Source organism: Syntrophorhabdaceae bacterium, assembly GCA_028698615.1.
GTDB lineage: Bacteria > Desulfobacterota > Syntrophorhabdia > Syntrophorhabdales > Syntrophorhabdaceae > Delta-02.
The window spans coordinates 1-21,438 of sequence record JAQVWF010000037.1; the positions used below are offsets into that span (position 1 = coordinate 1).

Annotated in this window: 20 protein-coding genes; 10 read left to right on the plus strand and 10 right to left on the minus strand. The window is 52.6% G+C overall.

Going from position 1 to position 21,438, the window contains the following annotated elements:
• The first annotated feature begins 109 nt into the window (after positions 1–109).
• From PHC90_11075 to PHC90_11095, 5 genes are read left to right on the plus strand one after another with little or no spacing between them, the layout of a single operon-like run.
• Positions 110–1,432: a TolC family protein gene (locus PHC90_11075; protein MDD3846886.1), complete on the plus strand. Its 1,323-nt coding sequence runs from the start codon at positions 110–112 to the stop codon at positions 1,430–1,432.
• Complete coding sequence (locus PHC90_11080) at positions 1,432–2,559, plus strand: efflux RND transporter periplasmic adaptor subunit (GenBank protein MDD3846887.1); 1,128 nt, start codon at positions 1,432–1,434, stop codon at positions 2,557–2,559. Before PHC90_11075 ends, PHC90_11080 begins: the two co-directional genes overlap by 1 nt.
• 2 nt (positions 2,560–2,561) lie before the next feature.
• Complete coding sequence (locus tag PHC90_11085) at positions 2,562–3,236, plus strand: ABC transporter ATP-binding protein (GenBank protein MDD3846888.1); 675 nt, start codon at positions 2,562–2,564, stop codon at positions 3,234–3,236.
• A complete protein-coding gene (locus tag PHC90_11090; protein MDD3846889.1) occupies positions 3,205–4,428 on the plus strand; it encodes an ABC transporter permease in 1,224 nt (407 codons plus the stop codon). The genes PHC90_11085 and PHC90_11090 overlap by 32 nt, the downstream gene beginning before the upstream one ends.
• Positions 4,425–5,645 (plus strand): ABC transporter permease, encoded by a 1,221-nt coding sequence (locus tag PHC90_11095; protein MDD3846890.1) that lies wholly within the window; start codon positions 4,425–4,427, stop codon positions 5,643–5,645. The genes PHC90_11090 and PHC90_11095 overlap by 4 nt, the downstream gene beginning before the upstream one ends.
• Before the next feature lie 4 nt (positions 5,646–5,649).
• Here the strand turns inward: PHC90_11095 and PHC90_11100 are convergent, their stop codons facing one another.
• Together PHC90_11100 and PHC90_11105 are read right to left on the minus strand one after the other, a co-directional pair.
• A complete protein-coding gene (locus PHC90_11100) occupies positions 5,650–6,114 on the minus strand; it encodes a hypothetical protein (protein ID MDD3846891.1) in 465 nt (154 codons plus the stop codon).
• 80 nt (positions 6,115–6,194) lie between these two features.
• Complete coding sequence (locus PHC90_11105) at positions 6,195–7,202, minus strand: NlpC/P60 family protein (GenBank protein ID MDD3846892.1); 1,008 nt, start codon at positions 7,200–7,202, stop codon at positions 6,195–6,197.
• Between the two features lie 238 nt (positions 7,203–7,440).
• Here PHC90_11105 and PHC90_11110 point away from each other — a divergent pair, with 238 nt between their 5' ends.
• Positions 7,441–9,447: a heterodisulfide reductase-related iron-sulfur binding cluster gene (locus tag PHC90_11110; GenBank protein MDD3846893.1), complete on the plus strand. Its 2,007-nt coding sequence runs from the start codon at positions 7,441–7,443 to the stop codon at positions 9,445–9,447.
• An 84-nt stretch (positions 9,448–9,531) separates the two neighbouring features.
• Here the strand turns inward: PHC90_11110 and PHC90_11115 are convergent, their stop codons facing one another.
• Positions 9,532–9,705, minus strand: coding sequence for a 4Fe-4S binding protein (locus tag PHC90_11115; GenBank protein ID MDD3846894.1), 174 nt, complete (start codon positions 9,703–9,705; stop codon positions 9,532–9,534).
• 131 nt (positions 9,706–9,836) lie between these two features.
• On the opposite strand from PHC90_11115, the gene PHC90_11120 reads away from it, so the two are divergent.
• Positions 9,837–10,511 carry a hypothetical protein gene (locus PHC90_11120; GenBank protein ID MDD3846895.1) on the plus strand — a complete coding sequence of 225 codons (675 nt, stop codon included), beginning with the start codon at positions 9,837–9,839 and terminating at the stop codon, positions 10,509–10,511.
• 49 nt (positions 10,512–10,560) lie between these two features.
• On the opposite strand, the gene PHC90_11125 is transcribed toward PHC90_11120, so the two are convergent.
• From PHC90_11125 to PHC90_11140, 4 genes are read right to left on the minus strand one after another with little or no spacing between them, the layout of a single operon-like run.
• Positions 10,561–11,292: an alpha/beta hydrolase gene (locus PHC90_11125; protein MDD3846896.1), complete on the minus strand. Its 732-nt coding sequence runs from the start codon at positions 11,290–11,292 to the stop codon at positions 10,561–10,563.
• Positions 11,289–11,768, minus strand: coding sequence for a ribonuclease H-like domain-containing protein (locus PHC90_11130; GenBank protein MDD3846897.1), 480 nt, complete (start codon positions 11,766–11,768; stop codon positions 11,289–11,291). Before PHC90_11130 ends, PHC90_11125 begins: the two co-directional genes overlap by 4 nt.
• A 42-nt stretch (positions 11,769–11,810) precedes the next feature.
• Positions 11,811–12,890, minus strand: coding sequence for an LPS export ABC transporter permease LptG (gene lptG / locus PHC90_11135; GenBank protein MDD3846898.1), 1,080 nt, complete (start codon positions 12,888–12,890; stop codon positions 11,811–11,813).
• Positions 12,874–14,055 carry an LptF/LptG family permease gene (locus PHC90_11140; GenBank protein MDD3846899.1) on the minus strand — a complete coding sequence of 394 codons (1,182 nt, stop codon included), beginning with the start codon at positions 14,053–14,055 and terminating at the stop codon, positions 12,874–12,876. Before PHC90_11140 ends, lptG begins: the two co-directional genes overlap by 17 nt.
• 162 nt (positions 14,056–14,217) lie before the next feature.
• Here PHC90_11140 and PHC90_11145 point away from each other — a divergent pair, with 162 nt between their 5' ends.
• On the plus strand, positions 14,218–14,703 hold the full coding sequence (locus PHC90_11145; GenBank protein ID MDD3846900.1) for a metallophosphoesterase: 486 nt from the start codon (positions 14,218–14,220) through the stop codon (positions 14,701–14,703).
• Positions 14,704–14,715: 12 nt separating this feature from the next.
• On the plus strand, positions 14,716–16,878 hold the full coding sequence (locus PHC90_11150; protein MDD3846901.1) for a glycoside hydrolase family 57 protein: 2,163 nt from the start codon (positions 14,716–14,718) through the stop codon (positions 16,876–16,878).
• A gap of 30 nt (positions 16,879–16,908) precedes the next feature.
• Here the strand turns inward: PHC90_11150 and PHC90_11155 are convergent, their stop codons facing one another.
• Complete coding sequence (locus PHC90_11155; protein MDD3846902.1) at positions 16,909–18,231, minus strand: AAA family ATPase; 1,323 nt, start codon at positions 18,229–18,231, stop codon at positions 16,909–16,911.
• A 138-nt stretch (positions 18,232–18,369) separates the two neighbouring features.
• Between PHC90_11155 and PHC90_11160 the strand changes: the two genes are divergently transcribed.
• The gene (locus tag PHC90_11160) at positions 18,370–19,050 is read left to right on the plus strand and encodes a glycosyltransferase family 2 protein (protein ID MDD3846903.1); all 681 of its coding nucleotides are present in this window, start codon (positions 18,370–18,372) and stop codon (positions 19,048–19,050) included.
• 48 nt (positions 19,051–19,098) lie between these two features.
• Here the strand turns inward: PHC90_11160 and PHC90_11165 are convergent, their stop codons facing one another.
• Together PHC90_11165 and PHC90_11170 are read right to left on the minus strand one after the other, a co-directional pair.
• Positions 19,099–20,658, minus strand: a complete 1,560-nt coding sequence (locus PHC90_11165; protein ID MDD3846904.1) for a flavocytochrome c — start codon at positions 20,656–20,658, stop codon at positions 19,099–19,101.
• Positions 20,659–20,928: 270 nt separating this feature from the next.
• On the minus strand, positions 20,929–21,438 hold a 510-nt coding region (locus tag PHC90_11170; protein MDD3846905.1), incomplete at its 5' end, for a DUF4143 domain-containing protein.

Genomic DNA, 21,438 nt, shown 5'->3' on the forward strand with positions numbered 1-21,438 from the left:
TCGCGTGTCCCCATGTCTTTCAATTGTGGCAGAAGAGTGATTATGCTAAGATTTGACTTACGGCGGTTCTGGAGATACTTTTGACAGGAAAAGTGCGCGAGATCGATACATGATCCATAGGGAAATTCGTTTGTCGAGACGTATCCTTGCACGGCGGGCCATCTGTTTTTTCTTCCTGGTCTTTCTTGTCCCCGGGGTGGGTTTCTCAGTCACCCTTGAGGATGCGATAAGAAACGGCCTCGGTGAATCGTATGTCATGAAGGAACAGGCAGAGTTCGTCAAAAGGTCCCGCTTTTCCTATATATCTTCCATCGACCCCTTTTTGCCGGCCGTTAACCTTGATTCCTCGTACATAAGGACACTGTCTCCCTCGACGCCGATAAGCACCTACACGGGCAACCTGCGGGATACCGCGGATTCCCGTGATGCCTATACATTCACAGGTTCGGTCTCCTGGCGGATCTTCGATGGCGGCGAGCGGTGGGCCAGGCGAAAGGGCGCGTTCTCAGTCTGGGAAAGGGAAAGGGAACGGTTCAAGAGTGTTCGGGAAGATGTGCTTTTCAATATCAAGAGCGCCTTCTATGTCGCTCTTGGGGCGAAGTCCATTGTCGGGAAGAGGCGGGAAGCGCTGCAGGCAGCGCAGAAAATATATAATCTCACCCGCGGAAGATACGAAGAAGGTGTCGCGAAGAAGAGCGAGCTGCTCCAGGCTGAGGTCCGGCTTCTCAACACGAAGATCGACCTGCAAAGGGCCCAAAAGGAATATGAGAAGTCCCTGGAATCGGTCAGGTCGATCGTTATTGTTCAGACACCGGATCCTTTCGATGTGGAGGGAGATCTATCGGCTCCTTCTTTCAGCGCCGACTTGAAGAGTCTGAACGTCCGGGCTCTTACCATGAAACCTGAGATCATAGTGCAGCAAAAGGAGATAGACAGGTTGATGAGAGTGTACGACGAGAGAAAGAGTGCCTGGTTTCCCAAGATAGACAGCACTCTTCGGCAAACCAGGCAGGACAGCCGCTTCTTCCCTGACGGAAGAAGCGACGCCTTTATCCTGAGCCTCACCTTCCCCCTCTTTGACGGGGTCGGCCGGTACTATAACGTGCAGGGGGCCATGAGCGACGTCAACGCCGCGCGCCAGCGGCTCGAGGAAACCAAAAGGACCACCAGCCTCGATATAGCGAATGCGGTCAAGGATTATGAATTGAGCATACATAATGTGAAGATGTACAGCGAGCTTGTCCGGGAGGCGACATCGAACTTCAGGCAGCTCTATGGCGAATATATGGAAGGGAAGGGGGACATCTTGAATCTTCTCCAGAGCGAAAAAGACCTGGCTTCCGCCAACGAGAACTACGTCAGCTCACTTTCCCGGGCGCAGGTTTCGCTTGCCTATCTGGAGAAAGCGGCCTACATCGAGGATCGCCGGTGATGAAAAGGAAGATCCTCTATGCAGTCGCGGCTCTCTGCGTGATAGTCCTCATCATTTTCTTCGCCACCCGCAAAGGTGAGAAGCAAAGGGAAGGCGAACCTTTTACGGTGAAGCGCGCCAACGTCGTCTATTCCACCGAACAGACAGGCATCGTCAAGGCCCAGGTGGGCGCCATTGTAAAGGTCGGCACCCGCGCGACGGGGACTCTGAAGAGGCTGAAATTCCAGGTTGGGGATTTTGTGAAGAAGGGTGATCTCATTGTGGAGATCGATGACCGCGAGATCCTTGCGAATATCCGCAATTCCGAAGCCGCCGTGGAACAACAGCGCAGGGACCTCGAGGCAAAACGTGCTCAGGATGCCTACAATCAGATGAACTATCAAAGGGAGCAGCGTCTTCTTGTCAAAGAGTACACCACGAAGGACAGCGTGGAGAAGGCAAAGCGTGAGCTCGATGTCTCGCGCGCCCAGGTCGAACTCGGCAAGGCAAAGATAAGAGAGGCACAGGAGAAACTCAACGCACTCAAAGTGAGCCATAGCTATACCAGGATCTTCGCCCCCATATCGGGGTACATATCGTCCGTCGCGACACAGGAAGGGGAAACGGTAGTCTCCGGCCTGTCGGCTCCCAACCTGATAACCATCATTGACCCCACAAGGCTGGAGATGTGGATATACGTGGACGAAACCGACATCGGCAGGGTGAAACCCGGGCTCAAGGTGGAGTACTGGGTCGATGCCTATCGCGACAAGGCATACAAAGGCGTCATCGACCGCATCTATCCCCAGCCGGAGATCAAGGAGAATATTGTCTACTACCTCGCCATCGTCAAGATCGATCCTGACGATGCCCTTACCCTCAAGCCGGAAATGACAAGCCATGTCCGGATCATTGTCGAGGAAAAGCCCAACGTGATCGTTGTGCCCAATGGAGCGATACGCTTTGAGGACAGAAAGAATGTCGTGTACCTGAGGTCAAAGGGCAAGACTGTTCGAAAGGAGGTCACCCCCGGCATCCGGGACCAGAGATATACGGAGATAACGTCAGGACTTGCCGAGGGGGAAGAGGTGATCGTCCCATCCGTAGCGCCGGCTGCCAAGAAGCCGCGGAACAACGTTGGCCACTGAAAGTGATCGTTCTCAGAGACATCTTTAAGAGCTATTTCATAGGGGACAGGGAGCTGCCTATTCTCAAGGGCATCGATCTGAACATCGCAAAGGGAGAATTCGTTGTCCTCATGGGTGTTTCCGGGTCCGGCAAGACGACACTCATGAACATCATAGGCCTTCTCGACAAGCAGACCGCAGGCGATTATATCTTCGCCGATACCAATGTGGACGGTCTCGATGACGAAAAGCTTGCCGATATGCGCAACGGCTACATAGGCTTTGTCTTTCAGCAGTTCTTCCTCCTTCCCTACCTGGACGCGATCGAGAACGTCCTCATACCCATAGTCTATTCCAGGAAAGACATTAAGCACCCCCGGGACAAGGCAAAGATGCTCCTTGGGAGATTTGGCCTCGAACACCGGATACACAACAAACCGACTCAGCTCTCCGGAGGGGAACAACAGCGTGTGGCCATTGCACGGGCGCTCGTCAACGACCCGGAGCTCATCCTTGCCGATGAACCGACGGGGGCCCTTGATTCGAAGACGGGAGGTGAGATCATGGATCTCTTCCAGATGCTTAACGACGAAGGCAAGACTATCATCGTCGTGACCCATGATCCCAAGCTTGCGAGCTTTGGAAAACGCCTTGTCAGGATAGAGGATGGCGCTATTTCAGAAGATATCACAAATTAGAGAGTTCATCGAAGAGGTCGTAAAGATCCTCTACTATTACCGGGGAAGGGTCATCTTTTCATTCTCCGGGGTCACCCTGGGCATCCTCTCCATCTGTATCATCATTACCACCATCGACGGGGCCAACAGGAAGGCCCATGATATCTTCGAGGCCCTGGGGCCGGATTCGATCATGGTGTTCGGCGGCGGCGAGAAGCAGCGTGCCGCCAGGATACGGATGACCACGCTCAAGGTGCGGGACGCCGATCTGGTAGCCAGGGTGGAAGGCATCTACGACGTCATGGAGGTATACTCGGCGCGCAATGTGATGATGCGCTACAAGGACAGGAACTGGCAGACCCAGGCGATAGGGTCGACAACGAACTATTTTGAATCGTTTTCCTGGGGGTTTCAGGCGGGGACCGTCTTCACGGCCGACGACTACGACCGGGCGGAGGCGGTCTGCGTCATCGGGGCCAAGGTGCATGAAGAGCTTTTCAAGGGCGAAGATGCCCTGGGAAAGACGATCCTTGTGGGCAAGCTTCCCACAAAGGTTATCGGCGTTCTGCAAGAGCGAGGCGGAAGCATCGGCGGGCCGCACGTTGATGACAGGATCATCATGCCGTTGACCACGGTGACCTCGCGCATTGTCAATGAAAAACGATATTTGAGCTTGATACGGGTGAAGACCTCCAGGGATCTTGATAGTACGATAGAGGACATCCAGGCGGTCCTCAGGGCCAGCCATGGCCTGAAAGGGAACCTTGATGATGATTTCACCATCAGGAGTTCAAAGGACATCCTTGCATTTGTGACGGTGATCTCAGGATCGCTTCTCCTCTTTCTCGGAACGGCATCGATCGTGGCCCTTGTTGTGAGCGGTTTCGTTCTTGCGAACCTTTTCTATCTCACGATACAGGAACGCAAGAAAGACATCGGCATCAGAAGGGCCTATGGCGCAACACGGAAAGGCATCCTCCTTTCCTTTCTTTTCGAATCGATCCTCATCACCTTCATTGGGGGCATCGCCGGGATATTGCTCAGTATCATACTGGGGGGCACCTTCGAGAAACTTTTCGATATTCCCATGATGTTCTCTTTCAAGGTCGTTGTTTTTGCCCTTCTGTTCAGTTTTCTCACGGGTCTTTTGTCGGGATTGAGGCCTGCGTTAAGGGCGAGCAGAATAGAACCGATAGAGGCGATCCGGGGATGAGATACACCGTCTCCTTTTATCTCAGGATAGCCATTCAGAACCTGGTAGTCCATAAAGGCAGGATGACCCTTGCTCTCATGGGCATTCTCTTTGCTGTCATGAGCCTGGTGGCCTTCGGGAATATCAGCAACGGCATGAAGAAGAAGATAGAGTCGGAGATCGGGAAATTCGGCAAGAACCTTGTGATCGTTCGGGCGGGCCTTGTCTTTGCGGCGGGCAGGAGCACCCGGCAGTTCTCGGAATCAAAGACACTGAAGCTGAAGGACGCCCAGCTTATAAAGGAATCCCTTCCCGGTGTTGTCGAGGTGGTCCCCTATTACGATATCAGCTACCCCGCGCGGTACAAGGACAGTACGCTTACCGTGAGCATAGCCGGGGTCTCTGACAAGGTCTTCGATATACGCAATGTTGATCTGGCGGCGGGGAGGTATTTTACCGCCCAGGAAGACGCAAATGCCGAGAAAAGGGCTGTTATCGGGTACAAGGTCTTTGAGAACTTCTTCCCCGGCGAGGACCCCATAGGGAAGAATATCCTCATTTTTCGCGTCCCCACCGAAATAGTCGGCGTTATGAAGGAAAAGGGTACGGACTTTGCGGGTCAGGATCAGGACCTGCAGGTCTATGTCCCCCTGAACGCTTTCATGCGCCGCTACAGCAACGTTGATCACATAAAAGGAATATATGTGCAGGTGCAGGATGGCTATTCCCTTACCGGCATGAAGTCGAGCCTCCGGGGTTTTATCCGAAAGATCCACAATACGAAGCCGGAGCAAAAGGACGATTTCTCCATCTTCTCCATGGAGGACATACTGAGGACCCAGGAGGAAGGCATACGGCTTGTTTCGGTCCTGACCATTATCGCCTCAACGGTATCCTTCCTCATCGGCGGGTTGGGGATCTTTGCCATCATGCTCCTTTCGATATCGGAGAGGAAGATGGAGATCGGCATCAGGCGGGTCGTAGGATCCAAGAAACGGGACATTATAATCCAGTTCCTGTCGGAATCGGTCATCGTGGCCCTGGTAGGCGGTATCTGCGGCATTTTGGCGGGGTTCCTGATAACCATAATCGTCGACATCATCGGGGGTTTCCCCATGGTCTTTTCCATGAACATTCCCCTGGCCCTCGGCATCAGCATGGTCATCGGTGTCCTGGCAGGCATCTATCCCGCCATGGAAGGAACGAAGTACGAACCGGTGAAAGCGCTCTACTCCTGACTCCTCACTTCTTTTCGATTGTTGTGATGGCTTTGTCGGCCAGGTAGGTCAGGGCCTTGTTTGATGAGTCTCGCGAGACTTCCTGGTAGAGCTTCAGGGCCTCCTCGCGCTTGCCCCGGGTCATGCTGATATTGGCGAGGTACAACTTGGAAACGTAGCGGGACTTCCCGCTTGCACCGACGGCAATCTTCTGAAAGATGCCCTCCGCCTTGTCGATATCCCCGGCCGCCCGGGTCTGTCCGTAGGTTTCCAGGGCCATTATGCCCTGAGTTATTTGGTACTGAACCTTCTCGTCCTGGTAGTTGGCATAAACGATATAAGACGCGACGACGGCCACTATGATGAGAAAGGCGGCGAGTCCATAGAGGCACTGTTTCGTATTCTCCCTGATGTACATGGAAATCGAATCGAAAGCCTGGACAAATATATCGGGCCGATGGATGATCTCTTTTTCTCTTTTTCTTGCCATTGCTGGTTGCTATTTCACCACAGTTACAGCGGTTGTGTCAACACTCAATAAAGCTTGATGATTCTTTTTCGGGGAGAATGTCAGGAGTTGTTACTGTATCTTTCAACGGGCTGTGCTGCCTCAGGTTGGTTGTCCGTTGTGTCGGTGCTTTCCTTGATGCGCGTGCCGCCGATAAAAGCCCCGGAATAATACTGCGAACTCAGAGAGTCTATCTTTACTCCCAGGCGTCCTTTCCCGGAAGAGGCGTGGATGAAATTACCATCGCCTATAAAGATACCGACGTGGGTGGGATATTTTGCATAGCGCCTTGTTTTGAAGAAAACGAGATCGCCCACAGAGAGTTCCTCCCTGGTGACCCTGTTTCCTACCCGGTACTGCTCGCGGGCGCTCCTTGGCAGTTCGACATCGAAGATCCCGTAGATCTTTTTTACATATGCGGAACAGTCGAGTCCACGCAGGGTGTTGCCGCCGTATTTGTATGGCGCACCCACGAAACTCTTTGCGACCTTGACGAGCATATACTTCTCATCACTGCTCTTCCAGGGTTTTATGCCACCGGTGCTCTTAAATGCGATGATGTCATCGTCGTCGTATTCCTCGTCCATGTTCCTGGGAATGAGAATGGTTCGTCCGGGAGAAAGCCTTCTCCTCTTTTTTGACGTGAGGCTATTCGTCGTGATCAGTTCTTCCTTCTCGACGTTGAAGCGGCTTGCTATCTTGTCGAGGGTGTCACCACGCTTCACCTTGTACTCGATGAGTTCGGAGTCGTTCTCGGAAATGACCGGCGCCGGCTCCTCCTGCCGTACCTGTGCCCTTATTGCCGCGGTTGACGGTTTGCGGGAATCGATCATGGCGACCCGCTCGTGTTCTTTCTTTATGATGATCGTTTGTCCGAGGGATAGTTTTGTTGAACGAAGCCCGTTCATGCTCTTGAGATGGCTGACGGATACGCGATATTTTTTCGCCAGCCTGTAAAGGCTGTCCCCCTGCTTAACTTTGTGGCTGACCTGAACAGCATTAACGAGAAAAGGTAATCCCAGAAATAAAATGCCCAAGCACAGAGCGCGAAGAATCAAGCTTCTTTTCATAGAACCCCTTACTGTATGGTATACTAAGGTCTAAAATACCAAAAGCGGTGAAAAAATGTCAAGGAAAATTTCCTTCTGGATACCCCGTCGCAATCAAATGCCACATTAGGTCTATGCCTGAAAAGGCCATGATTTAGCGAAGACCGGCCGGGGGTTCGTGAAATCGGTCACATTTTTGTTGATTTTACTGGCCTTTTGTAATGATAATATACAAAAAATTCTTCAGGAGGCACAGTTTATGGTGGACATCGGTAGGGAGATCTTCTGGAACGTAAAGGATACTGGTGCGCAGTGGATCAGCTATGCGTTCATGATCATTACCTTTATCGTTCTAATCGTGGGGTTGAAAAAGCGCTATGGCATGTGGAAGATGGGAAAGCCTGCCCCTATTCAATTTACAAAAAGGCTTGGTGAACGGATAGGGTATTTCATCGCGAACGGGATCTTTCACAAATCGATCCTGCGCGAAGCCTTCCCGGGATGGATGCATTTCTTCATCTTCTGGGGATTTTTGATACTCAGCGTCGGGACGGCCCTCGTTGCGATCCAGGCGGACTTCACGGACCTCTTCTTCAAGGTGAAGTTCCTGAAGGGCGGTTTCTACCTGCTCGTGTCATTCTTTCTCGACCTGGCAGGCCTTATGGCCATCGTTGGCATACTGATGGCCATCTACAGGCGTTATGTTACGAAGCCGGCACGGCTTGACAACAAGACCGACGACGCCATAGTGCTGGTCTGGATACTTGTCGTCCTCGTAACAGGATTCCTGGCCGAAGGCGCGAGAATCGCCCATTCAATGCCGGATTATGAGAAATGGAGTTTCGTGGGCTATATCACAGCCTACATATTTGCGGGCATGCCCAAGGAATCGATAGAAATAACGCACAAGATATTGTGGTATTTCCACATGGTCATTTCCTTCGGCCTTCTTGCCTACATCGTTTATTCCAGACTGCTTCATATCATCACATCCTCCCTGAATATGATGTTCCGGGGAATTGAGGACGTACCCGAGGGTGCAAGGGGCGCCGTGGTACCTATAGAGGATTTCGAGAACGCCGAGGAGTTTGGCGTCAACGGCATAGAGGGCTTTACCTGGAGACAGATCTTTGACCTCGATGCCTGTACGCGGTGCGGACGCTGTCAGGACCTCTGTCCGGCATATAACACCGACAAACCGCTCTCCCCGAAGCAATTCATCCAGGACCTCAAGGGCGAATGGGAACGCGCCTGTGCCGGCATCAAGAACGAAGACGGCATCATCGATACCACCATCCAGGAAGAGACCCTGTGGTCCTGTACCGCCTGTCTTGCCTGCCAGGTGAACTGCCCCGTGTCTATCCCTACCTTCGACAAGAACATAGAAATGAGGCGCTACCTCACTCTGACGCTCAGCAAGACCACGTCGGAAACAAAGCTCCTCTTCAAGAACCTCCAGAAGAATTCGAACCCTTATGGAATGGGCAAGAAAGAAAGGCTGGGATGGACCGAGGGCCTCGAGATCCGCAACGCCGCGGAGCAGGAAGTGGATTACCTGTACTGGGTCGGCTGTGTTGCCTCTCTTGATGACAGGAACAGAAAGGTGGCGAGTTCCTTCGCCAAAATACTTGATCAGGCAGGCGTCAATTTCGGTATCCTCGGTACGGACGAGATGTGCTGCGGTGATCCCGCACGGCGGTGCGGCAACGAAGAACAATACCTCGGCATGGCCCAGGGCAACGTGGAACTTCTCAACGAGATCGGCATTAAAAAGATCATCACCACATGCCCTCACTGCTACACCACGTTGAAAAAGGAATACGCGCAGTTGGGCGGTAACTTCGAAGTGTACCACCAGTCAGAGTTCATCAATAAGCTGATCAACGAAGGGAAGCTCAAGATAAACCCGGCGCTCGAAGGGAAAGTGACCTTCCACGATCCCTGTTATCTTGGCAGGGCGAATGGCATCTTTGATGCGCCCCGCAGTGTTGTGGACAAGGTCCGTAAAGGCGCGTATGAGGAAATGGGCAGGAACCACAACCAGAGCTTCTGCTGCGGCGGCGGCGGCGGCCGGATATGGATGGAAGAGCATCACAAACGGATCAACCATGCCAGGATCGATGAGGCCATAGCCGTTCAGGCAAATACTGTCGTAACGGCGTGCCCGTACTGCCTTATCATGATGGAAGATGCCATCAAGGATAAAGAGAAGATCGAAACCATGAAGGCCATGGACCTTTCAGAGATCGTGGTGAAGGGACTGTAAGAAAAGAGTTACAAAGAGGAAATACGATAAAAGGATGGGGTGCTTACCCCATCCTTTTATAATTTGTGAGTCAAGTTGGCCAGATTACTCTTCTAAAGTAATAGCTTCCACAGGACATTCTTCTGTACAGGCACCGCATTCGGTGCACAGTTCGGCATCAACCTTTGCCACATCATCAACGGTGATCGCATCGGCAGGGCAGATCTCTGAACAGGCGCCACAGCCCGTACAGGAATCTTGATCGACTTTTGCAGGCATGAAGTATCCCTCCTTTCAATTTTTACAATTTCCTAAACGAATCAATGAGGAATGTCAACAAAAAAATATGGGCCCCAATTTCCATTGACATGGCATAATACTTTGCATAATATGTTCGCATGCAGGAAATCATGAAGTTTTTTCAGGATATGTTCCTGGATCTTTTTGATAATTTTCAGGAGGTCTTCCTCAGCATCATCGTCATGGTCATCGTGATGATACTGGGCTTTATCATAAGCTGGTTCATCAAGAAGCTGTTGGGCAAGCTGCTTGTTCTCTTCAGATTTGACAGATGGGCACAGGATGCAGGGATCATCGCTTTCCTCGAGAAAGGCGGCATAAGAAGCCCGCCATCCCTTATCCTGAGCATGATCGTCTACTGGATATTCATCGTCCTCTTCCTGTCCTTCGGACTCAATTACATGGGGATCACGCAGTTCTCCGAGTATGCTTCCAGGATCTCCTCGGCCCTGCCCAATATCATCGTCTCGCTGGTCATCCTTATCATCGGCATCATATTCAGCAACTTCCTCGGCAGGATCATCTATCTTGCCTGTGAGAACGCCAGGATCAAATATGCCGACTTCATCGCCAAAGGGGTGAGGATTCTCCTCATCGTCATCACTTTCGGCATAGTCTTCGAGTATATAGGACTGGGAAATACCATCGTAACGGTGAGTTTTCTGATAGTGTTCGGCGGCATCGTACTGACCATGTCCCTGGCGCTGGGCATCGGCCTCAGCAATGTTCTGGGCGACCTGATCCGGGACAGGGTCAAATTGAAGAACGACAAGCAGAAAGAGTAAAAACCATAACTCGGCTTCCACCCTTTCACCTTCCAACAATTCTAACGGTTCAAGTCGTCTTTTCGTTGTCCGATATCAGGTATCTTCTGAACCAGTTGAGGGCCAGGGTGATGGCCTTGTTCCTGTGGGCCTCCGCGGAGAAGATGTGGTCCCCGCCTTTGATTATCTCGATGCCCTTTGGCTTGCTCAGGCGTTTGTAGATCGCTTTTCCCTCTGCGCAGGGGACGACTTCGTCGGCCTCTCCATGTATGACGAGGGCATGGGAGACCTTTTTTGCCTCAGCCAGTAAGTCGTATGACTGAAAATCCGTAAATATCGTCTCCTTGAAGGCGATCTCGGAAATGGTGCCGTCGTCCTTGTTTTCCAGCAAATGGGGGGTGGCCCAGAGGGACAGGCACCGGACCCGTTCATCGCGGGCGGCCTTGAGAAGGGCCGTGGAGCCGCCGAAGCTGCTTCCCGTGATGCCGAGCTTGTGAGGATTCACGGACGGGTGGGACAGCACATGGTCCACAATGGCATTCAAATTGTCGAGCCGTATTGATAATGTTGTCTCCTCTATGTTGCCCCCGCTCTCTCCGCAGCCATGATAATCGAAACGGCAGGACGCTATTCCGGCCTCGGCGAACTGCTTGGAAAGCGCTACATATTTCGAACTCTCCTTTGAACTGATGAGGCCGTGGGAAAGAACGGCGCAGGGGAACCTTCTTTTCGACCGGGGGATGACCATGATGCCGCTTATCCGGTTATACCGCGAGTCTATCTCAAAGGGCTGTTCCATCATGGCGTTCCGCCTCCAAGCTGGTCGATGATCTCTTCAAGCCTTGTAAGGTTGACAACGTCTTCCTTGTTGTATTCAAGGAGCAATTTCAAGGCATCCTTGTTCCCGTGTCTCTTGTACTTTTCCCAGAGCCACATTGCCTTATACCCGTTGACGCCCTCCGTCTTGCGTTCTATGCCGAACATCTTTTCGAGCTGTTTGAGTCCGCCCTTGATGCCAAGCTTTTTCTTGTCCTTGAAGAGGTCGCGGGAGATGAAGTTCGTCTGGAGGTCGATGTTCAGGCATTTCTTCATCTGAGGGAGATCGAAGAGGTCTCCGTTGAAAGTAACGATGGTCTTTACGTTTGAAAGTTCCCGTTCGATGGTCTCCGACGATATGTCCTCGCCGTACCACTGGAGAAAACTGTTGTTCTCGACAAGGAGGCCGATGACGCAGATGTTCCCCTTTCTGTCTGTTTCAATATCCAGATATGCTCGCAAAACAAAACTCCTTTCCTGTAGCCATACATCCGATTATAGAACCTATGTCCTCAACGTGACTATACCGATGACACCTGAGGCAATAAAAAGCAAATTGGAGAACCATGCCGAAAAAAGAGGAGGAAAGATCTCCGAATAACCAAGCGACAACGAAACGGATTGGAAAAACCAGTACAAAGCACCCACAAGGATGCCCGAAAAGATACCCTTGGAGACATGCTTCGTCTTTGTATATCTCAGGCCTACGGAAAATGCGGCGAAGACCATGATGAGGTTGATGAAGGGAAAGGCAACCTTGTTGTAGAGGTCCACGAGATAGCGCCTTACGTCGTAGCCGTCCTCCCTCAACCGGGAAATGTAGCGCGACAACTCCCTGTAGCTCATCTCTTCAGGGTCCTTTTCGACGACCTTGAAGACAGAGGGCGGTTCATTGATAATATTGCTCATCCCGGGGTATACCTTTTTACTGATATAGCCGTTCTTTTCAAATGTTCTGACCGCAACGCCGGTAAAATACCAGGTGCCGTCCTTCCATATGCCTCGCTGGGCGTCTGTTCTCTTGACGACCGCGAAATCATCTCCCAGTTCCAGGACGGTGAGCCCCGTGATGATATCCTTCTTTGTGTCAAAGAAATCTATATTGCAGATCTTGTTGTCTCTCTTGAACCATATTTTGTCATTCTTAATGAAGACCTGTGATTCTTCGCCCCTGATCTTGACCTGGTATATATAATTCGCGGCGTTTGCTGAAAGCGGGACTATCCATTCCGCCAGAAGGAAGGAGAACATTATGAGCACCAGGGAAAAACCGAGGAAGGGTTTCATGAGGGACAGCGTGCTGATACCCGAGGTCCGGGCGACGATCATTTCGTTCCCCCGGATCATAAGTATGAGCACTATCAGCATGGAAACCAGAAAGGCAAGAGGAAGGATGAGATTGAAGTAATAAGGCAGAAGGAGCAGAATGTAAAGCACGACCATCGTAAAGGCATGCAGCGACGCGGTAAATCGGTCCGTGTGCTGAAAGAACTCGATGACGAGGAACATGCTGACCCCCGCCATCTGGGCGATGAGCAGGTATTTGATGGCGCTCGACAGGAGATATCTATTTAACTTTTTCAAGACAGTAAACCCACAGGTATTTTAATCTTTGCGATATCGTGACGTGTTCTTCCTTATTCAGGCTCCTTAAGAGGTAAAGGCCCATGGTCATTATGACCACGTTGGGGAGGAAGGTTACGATATAGGGCGGTGCATGGATGTTCTTCCCCAGACTGTCCGTCATGGCGATAAGGACATAATAAAAAATGAACAACAGGAGACTGTAGAGGGTCCCCGAGAACCTTCCCTCCACCTTCCGCTTTACCCCGAGGGGAACCGTCAGTATTATAAAAGCAAGCGATGACAGAGGCAAGGATATCTTCTTATAGATCTCAAGAAGCAGATCGTATCGATTATCCTCGTTCTTTGTCGTCTTGAGCGCTTTCTTCAGTTCGTTCCGGTCCATTTCATATGCCAGCTTTCTGCTGATGCCCCCCGTCTGCACCATTTGGGACAGGTTCATAGTGAAGGTATAGTTTTGAAAGTTGACACTCCGGTAGGTGTCCGTGGCCTTTTCCCATCGATGGAGAGTGCCGTCCTGCAGCATGAAATAAAGCTCGAAGGTGTCCGAATCGATGTTGACATACCCTTTGCTCGCAGAGATTGTCTGTTTCACGTCCTTGTTGCGCTCATCGGATACGACGATGCCCGTAAGGGTCCGCTTTGTGCTGTCGACCTTGTTGATGTATATGACAACCCCCGGTACGCTGTCGTTGAACACGCCTTCCTTGTCATCGACGGAGATACCCTTCTTTATCACGTTGATCAGGGTTTCCCTGAAGAGGCCGCTGCAGCGGGGCAGGAGGATGTTGGTATTGACGAGCCCCAAGGTCGTCACTATGAGACCTACGAAGGTTATGGGCACGAAAAGCCACTTGAGGTTCACACCGCTCGCCTTCAACGCCAGTATCTCATTCTCCGTGGAAAGACGCCCGAGGACAACAATGACGGAAAGGAGGAAGGCCATGGGGAGGGTAAAGGTGAGGTAGGGGGGTACGGAGAAGGCTACGAGGGCGAAAATGTCCCCGAACCCAACCCCCTTGTTGATAACGAGGTCGGCGATTTTGCCGAGTCTGGACAGAACAAGGATAAAGGTAAGGATGCCAAGTGAGAGAAGCAGAATGCCGGTAAGCTCTTTAAGGAGATATATATTGAACTTCAAGGGGATTTTCTTTAATAATTTCATCACCTAGTCTACCACCGGACAAGGTGTTATGTCAATGCAGATGGCCGAATGAAAGGCTGATGAAGAAGGCGGCCCGGGCATGGTCCGGTCTCGCTGTTTTCAAGGCGTTAAGGCACTTTGCTTTTGACAGTCCCCTTGTTTTCTTATAGAGTTATTCATCGGATGAAGATCGCGGTCATTTCAGATACCCACCTTACGCACCCGACAGAGGATTTCAGGCGTCACATGAAGGCCTTGTTCAGCGATGTGGACATTGTGCTCCACGCCGGCGACATGACATCATCGAACGTGTTTGAGTACCTTTCGAACTGGGACCTCCGGGCCGTGAGAGGCAACATGGACGATTCCGATCTGGCGGTCTCCCTTCCGGAGCGGCGGGTGGAAGAGATCGCGGGGAGACGAATAGGCATCATCCATGGATGGGGATCGCCCCGCGGGCTTGAGGATGCGGTCTTCCATGCGTTCCCGGGTGTCGACATCATCGTTTTCGGCCATTCCCACGTTCCGTTAAACACAAAGAAACGAGGAGTCGTTCTCTTTAATCCCGGAAGCTACAGGGGCGGCTATTCGACGACAGGGACCGTCGGCATCATTGAGGTCACCGGGGGGGACATTGTCTTTCGGCATCTCGAGGTCGGAGAGAATTAACCATCGGGGACTATGAGCGATAACACGCATATGGACGGGATCTGCATCTCATTTCTCTGGCACATGCACCAGCCTTACTACAAGAATACCTTCACCGGGGAATATCTGCTCCCCTGGACCCTTCTGCACGGCACCAAGGACTACTGCGACATGGGTGCGATGCTTAAGGATTTTCCCGGGATGAAGCAGAATTTCAATTTTGTCCCCTCCCTTCTTGAACAGCTTGTGGACTACGAAGACCTCAATGTGAAGGACACATATCTCGACGTGTTCAGAAGACATCCCTCCGAGCTCACCGAAGAGGACAAGGTCTTTTTGCTCAGCAACTTTTTCAATGCCAACTGGGAAAACATGATCCGGCCGTTCCCTCGCTACTATGAACTGCTGGCCAAGCGCGGCTTCTACTGCCCCAGGGACGGCATACCGAAGATCACCGGGTATTTCAGCGAAGACGAGCTTCGGGACCTGCAGATACTCTTCTATCTCGCCTGGATCGACCCCGGTTTCTTCGGAACCTGTGAGGGCCTCAATTACCTCAAGGAAAAGGGCAGGAGGTTCAGCGAGGAGGACAAGGATATCCTTCAGGGCATCCAGAAGGGCATCCTCAAAAGCACCGTGCCCCTTTACAGGGAGCTTGCCGCGCAGGGGATCGTCGAGCTGTCCACCTCCGCCTTTTATCATCCCATCATTCCGCTCCTTATCAACAACGAGTCGGCGAGGGAGGCAATGCCCGGGGTCAACCTGCCCGATGTGCCCTTTTCCTGGCCCCGCGATGCTTCCCATCAGATATCGTCAGGCCTCGACCTTTTCGAAAGGATCATGGGGACGCGTCCGGCGGGCATGTGGCCCCCCGAAGGCTCCGTCAGTGAAGAAGCCCTGGAGCTTTACATGGAACAGGGTGTCAGGTGGCTTGTCACGGACGAGGACATTCTCTTTGAAAGTCTGAGGTGGGGAGCGCGCAGGGACCAGTGCGGCCTTGTCATCACTCCGGAGGTGCTCTACAAGCCGTACCGTTATGAGAAGAATGACCGCGATATCACCGTCATCTTCAGGGACCAGTCTCTTTCCGACCTCATATCCTTTCATTATTCACGGGTCGATGCCAGGGAAGCGGCGCAGGACTGCCTGAGCAGGCTCAGAACGATCCGGGGCTCCATGGGGAACAAGATCGCGGGGCCCCTCGTGACCATCGCCATGGACGGCGAGAATGCCTGGGAAAACTACAAGAACGATGGAAGGGATTTCTTAAGCTATCTCTACGAGGGCATCCTGAGCGAGGACGGCATGACGCCGGTAACGATATCGGAGTACCTGAGGACGGCAAGAGATTACGGGAGCCTTCATCACTGCCGTGCCGGTTCGTGGATCGGACATGATTTTTCCATCTGGATCGGCCAGAGCGAAGACAACGCCGCATGGTCTCAGCTTACCCGGACCCGGCGTTTCCTCGAAAAAGAAGACCCTGACCAGAAGAATAAGATGGCCTGGAAATCGATCTATATAGCTGAAGGCAGCGACTGGTTCTGGTGGTATGGAGATGAACATTCCTCAGACAGCGACGAGATATTCGACCTGCTTTTTCGCGAAAATCTGGCAAATGTGTATCGCTATCTCGGCAAAGAGGTGCCCGAGACACTGTCCATCCCGATCATTGCGGAGGACCGTGCGGCGTGCCCCGCGCGGGAACCCGTCAATTTTCTCCGTCCCCTTATCGATGGCAGGGTGACAAACTATTTCGAATGGTTCGGCTCCGGCCTTATCGAAGGCAAGGGACACGGCACAGCCATGCACGAAGCGGTCTCCGTCATCAAGGATTGCTATTACGGATTCAATGAATCGAACCTCTTCCTGCGCATCGACCTCGACAAGGGGTTCATGGGCGAAGTCGACGGGGCGGTCTTCGAGATCGCCATCATGGGCAAGGACGACCACAAGATAGCATACCGCGTTCATGACGGTTCGGTGGAAGCCACTGTGCCGGTGGAGGCCGCCTTCGACGAGATCCTTGAACTGTCCGTGCCTTTCAGCGCCCTCGGCCTCGGCCCGAAAGACAGGGCCGACGTCTGGTTTTCCCTCAAGGTGAAAGAAATGATGATCGACAGGATGCCCCGGAGAGGTTGCCTCGTGATCACAGTCCCCTCGGAAACGTTTGAGGCGGAGATGTGGTACGCGTGAAGACGGAAAAGACAAACTGGGGGGCGAGATCTACCTTTTTTCGGTGACCACCGATTCTGCTATCCAGCCTTCGCGGCCTTCGTAGAGCTTGATCTTGTACCATCTGAGTTTGTCGGCGTCGGCTTTTTCGGCGATGACTCTCAGGGTCTCGTTTTTGATGATAACGCCGATGCGGGGGGAATTGATATCGGGCCGTGATCTGACATTGGCGGCTTCCGTGTTGACGTAGACCCTCTTCAGAACGATGTCGGTCTTCGGCGGCGCCTTCACGGGTGGAACCGGGTGGGCAGGGGCCGGCGACGTGGAAGCTGCGGCTGCCGGGGCCTGGGCAACAGGGGCAACCGGGGGCGCTGCGGTCTGTGCGGCAGACACCTGCGGGGTGTGGGGCTTACCGGACGAGAAGAATCCACGGGCTCCGGGGACCATGAAGCAGTAGACGGCAACCCCCAGTATGAGCACGGAGATGATCCCTCCTACCAGGATAGGGCGCCTCAGGCCGAGCCTCCTGGAATCCTCGGAGTGCTTTGTCGTGGAAAGGGGGATGCTCTCTTCGAGGATGACCTTCGACACAACGTGGCCGTCGACGGTATAACTGGACGCGGCGTAGAGAACGAGGAGACAGCGGTCGCATATGTAGTTTATGAGACGGGGATAACCCCGTGATGCCGTGTGGATGAGCTTCATCGCCCTTTCCTGGAACTCCAGCGGCCCCTTGGCCCCGGCCTTGAAAAGACGGTAATTTATGTAGGCCTTCACCTCCGCATAGGTCAGCGGCTTGATGCGATATGTGACGGTTATGCGCTGGGAAAGATGGCGCATGACGGGGTCCTTCAATTTTCCCAGGAATTCCGGCTGCGCGAAAAAGACGGTATGGAGTATCTTCTGCTTGTCCGTTTCTATATTGGAAAGGAGACGGATGAACTCGAGGAGGTCATAGGAGAGGAGTTGGGCCTCGTCGATGACGAGGACGTTCATCTTGCCCTTCTGGAACTCATCGAGGAGATAATGCCTGAGCCTGTCGTAAAGCTCCTTTTTTGTCTCCGGTATATCGCCGGCGGAAAACTCGCGGAGCACCTCTTTCATGAACTCGGCCTCATCGGCAACGGGATTCAGAATGAGGGCGGTATTGTACGTTTCCTGGTCGAGGGTATTGAGGAAGATCCGCGATATCGTGGTCTTTCCCGAGCCCACATCCCCGTAGATAAGGGCGAAACCCTCCTGCTGCGCAATGAAGAATGTCAGGTAATCGATGGCCTGCTTGTGCTCCACCGACTCATAATAGAAAGACGGGTCCGGGGACATCCCGAAAGGTTTTTCCGAGAAACCGAAATGTTCAATGTAGGGAATTTCCATATTTCTCAGAATATGACACATTTTGGTTGATATTCCAAAGGAAAAAAAGAAACAGGTCATGGGTTATGGGAAAGGCAAGAGGTTGGCGCTTCCTCTTTCTTTCTTGAATTCTCGCTGGTGTCCATATAACATTACCGTATGCTTTTATCCGTTATTGTGCCTGCCTACAACGAGATCGAATTCATCGACGAGATTCTCCGGAAGGTGAAAGAGACGCCCTACGAAAAGGAGATCATTGTTGTCGACGATTGTTCTACCGATGGGACCCGTGAGTATCTGAAGACTCAGGAAGGCATCATTACCATCTTTCAGGAGAAGAACCAGGGGAAGGGCGCCGCACTGCGACGGGGCATAGCCAAAGCAGCGGGCGATATCGTTCTCATCCAGGACGCCGACCTTGAGTACGACCCCCGGGAATACCCGGTACTGCTGGCGCCTATCCTCGAAGGCAGGGCCGATGTGGTCTACGGGTCGCGTTTTCTCGGAGGGCCTCACCGTGTGCTCTACTTCTGGCACTTTGTGGGCAATTCCATGGTGACGCTCCTGTCCAACATGTTCACCAACCTCAACCTCACCGACATGGAGACGTGTTACAAGGTCTTCAAAAAAGAGGTCATGGAAACGATAACCATCGAATCGGACCGCTTCGGCGTGGAGCCGGAGATCACAGCAAAGGTCGCCAGGGGGAAATGGCGCATCTTCGAAGTTCCCATTTCCTATTACGGCAGGACCTACGAAGAAGGCAAAAAGATCACCTGGCGCGACGGCATCAAGGCATTCTTCACGATAGTTAAATACAACGTGTTCAGGAAACAATGACAGGTGAAGGGTTAAGGGCCATCCCACCCGGGATGGCCCTTTTGCTTATTATGCTTTTTCTTTGGCTCCGTTCACGCCGGCTATCCGGCCGAAAACGACGCAGTCTGTAGTTGCATTGCAGCCCAACCGGTTTGAACCATGGACTCCTCCGGCCACTTCACCGGCCGCGTAAAGATGCGGTACGACTGCACCGAACACATCGACGACCTGGGCATTCGTGTTGATCCTGAGACCGCCCATGGTGTGGTGCACGGCCGGCCACATCGGCAGGGCATAATAGGGCCCCTTGTCCATGGTGACCATCGTCTTCTTTATGGGTTTGTTGAACTCGGGGTCCTTTCCTTCTTTTATGTAGCGGTTGTGGTCGTTTATGGTTTTCTCGAGGACATCGGCCGGGGCCCCGATCTTCTTGGCGAGGTCTGCGATGGTGTCACCCTTGATAAAACGGCCTTTCTTAATGCCCGCTTCTACCTCCGCGGGTTTGCCGCCGAACTTGGGAGGTATCGCGTCATTGAAGATCGTATAGGCGGGTTTCATGTTTGCCCCGAGGGCGATCTGGGCGAAGGCGCATACGTCCCTGCGGTCCAGTTCGTTGACAAAACGTTTCCCGGCTTTGCTTACGTAGATGACCCCGGCACCGGGGCCGCTGAAACCGTACACGGCAGGCCTGTCGAGGATACCGGCTTCCGGTTCGGCGAAGGGGAAGAGCTGTATGAAGTTCATGTGCAGTGTATCTGCTCCCACGGCCTTGGCAAAGCGTATCATTTCGCCCGTCGCACCCTTCTGGTTGGTGCAGTTGAACTCCTTGACAAGCTTGGGCCATTCGGAGAGCCGCATTTCCACATCCTGGCTGAAACCTCCCGAAGCGAGGATGAGAGCTTTTTTGGCCCGTATGTTCACGACCTTTGCGCCTCTCTTGATCTGAACTCCGAGGACCGGGCTCTTGGGATCTGCGTCTTTGCGCCAGATCCAGGTGACCGGAGAGTTCAGCACCATCTTTACCCCGCGTTTCTCGGCGATCTTTTTCAGTGCTTCGGTATAATCCTTGCCGGAATTGTGGGCGGAGAAGTGTGCGCGGTATGCGGTGTGACCACCACCGAGGACCAGAACGTTGCTGAGCTGGGCGCCGCCTTCATCGATCATCCAGTTCAGGGCATCGGGCGCTTTTTGTGCCATGACCTCAACAAGCTCAGGCATGTTGTAGAAGTCGCCGCCCTTCAGGGTGTCCTTGACGTGATGCTTGACGCTGTCCTCTCCGAGATTCTTTTTCTGACGAAGATGCATCTCGTCATCCCAGGCAGCGTAACCACCACCGTTGATAATGGAGTTTCCGCCGTAGATGGGCATTTTTTCGAGGATTACAGTCTTAGCCCCGGCCCCTGCCGCCTCCGCAGCCGCCGCAAGCCCCGCAAACCCCGAACCGATAACGACAACATCCCATGTTTCATCCCATTTCTTGGGCAACTTTTTTGTGATCGCCTCTGCTGTACCGGGAGCCGCAAGATTCAGTGCCAATCCGCTCAATGAAGCAATCGCACCAACACCTACCACGCTTTTGAGCATAGACCGCCTGCTCATGCCTTTCTGTTGTGAATCTCCGTCTTTCATGACTCCTCCTTTTATGATGTTTTCCTACTCCCACCATAAAAACGTTGGGTCAATCCCGTCAAAGATATATTGGAATGTTTAAGATTACTTGACATTTATGGTTTCTGTCAAGGATTGTATTAGCATTTTATTGGCCGCCGCGTTTTGGAAATGCATCGAAGCCGCCTCGCCCCATGTTTTTGCGTCAGCGCAAACACCTTTCATGACGCGGTTCTTGCTGACGGGTATGTAGTACGCAATTCCAAAATGTTCCCGTCGGTACTCTCGACTTTACAGAACGAAATCGAGGTAGTTGTCCCGGTTTATCAGTGAAAAAGTGGCGTTCGTGTACCCCTTGAACCAATCCGATGGGGCCTTCTGTTTCTTCTTGTCGGACCACTTGAATTCGTAACCGGTCAGGGTGTCTTCGCGTTCTTCCACAAGATCAAGCTCCTGACCCCCATATGTCCGCCAAAAATAAAAAGAACCGTAGATATTCTGGTACGTCCATTTCTTAATCCGTTCCGTGATGAGGAAATTCTCCCAGAGTTGCCCGGCATCGTTGCGGCTGTCGAGGGGATTAAAAGCCGCTATAACCGCGTTGCGGATCCCGTTGTCGAGGAAGCAGTATTTTGCCTTGGTCACGACTTCTTTCCTCAAGTTTCTGCTGAATCCCCCGATGCGCCTGATGACGAAGGCCTTTTCAAAGATATCCAGGTATCGGCCTACGGTCTTGACATCGAGTTTGACCTGCGTGGCGATCTCATTAAGCGAGACCTGACTGCCCACCTGAAAGGCGAT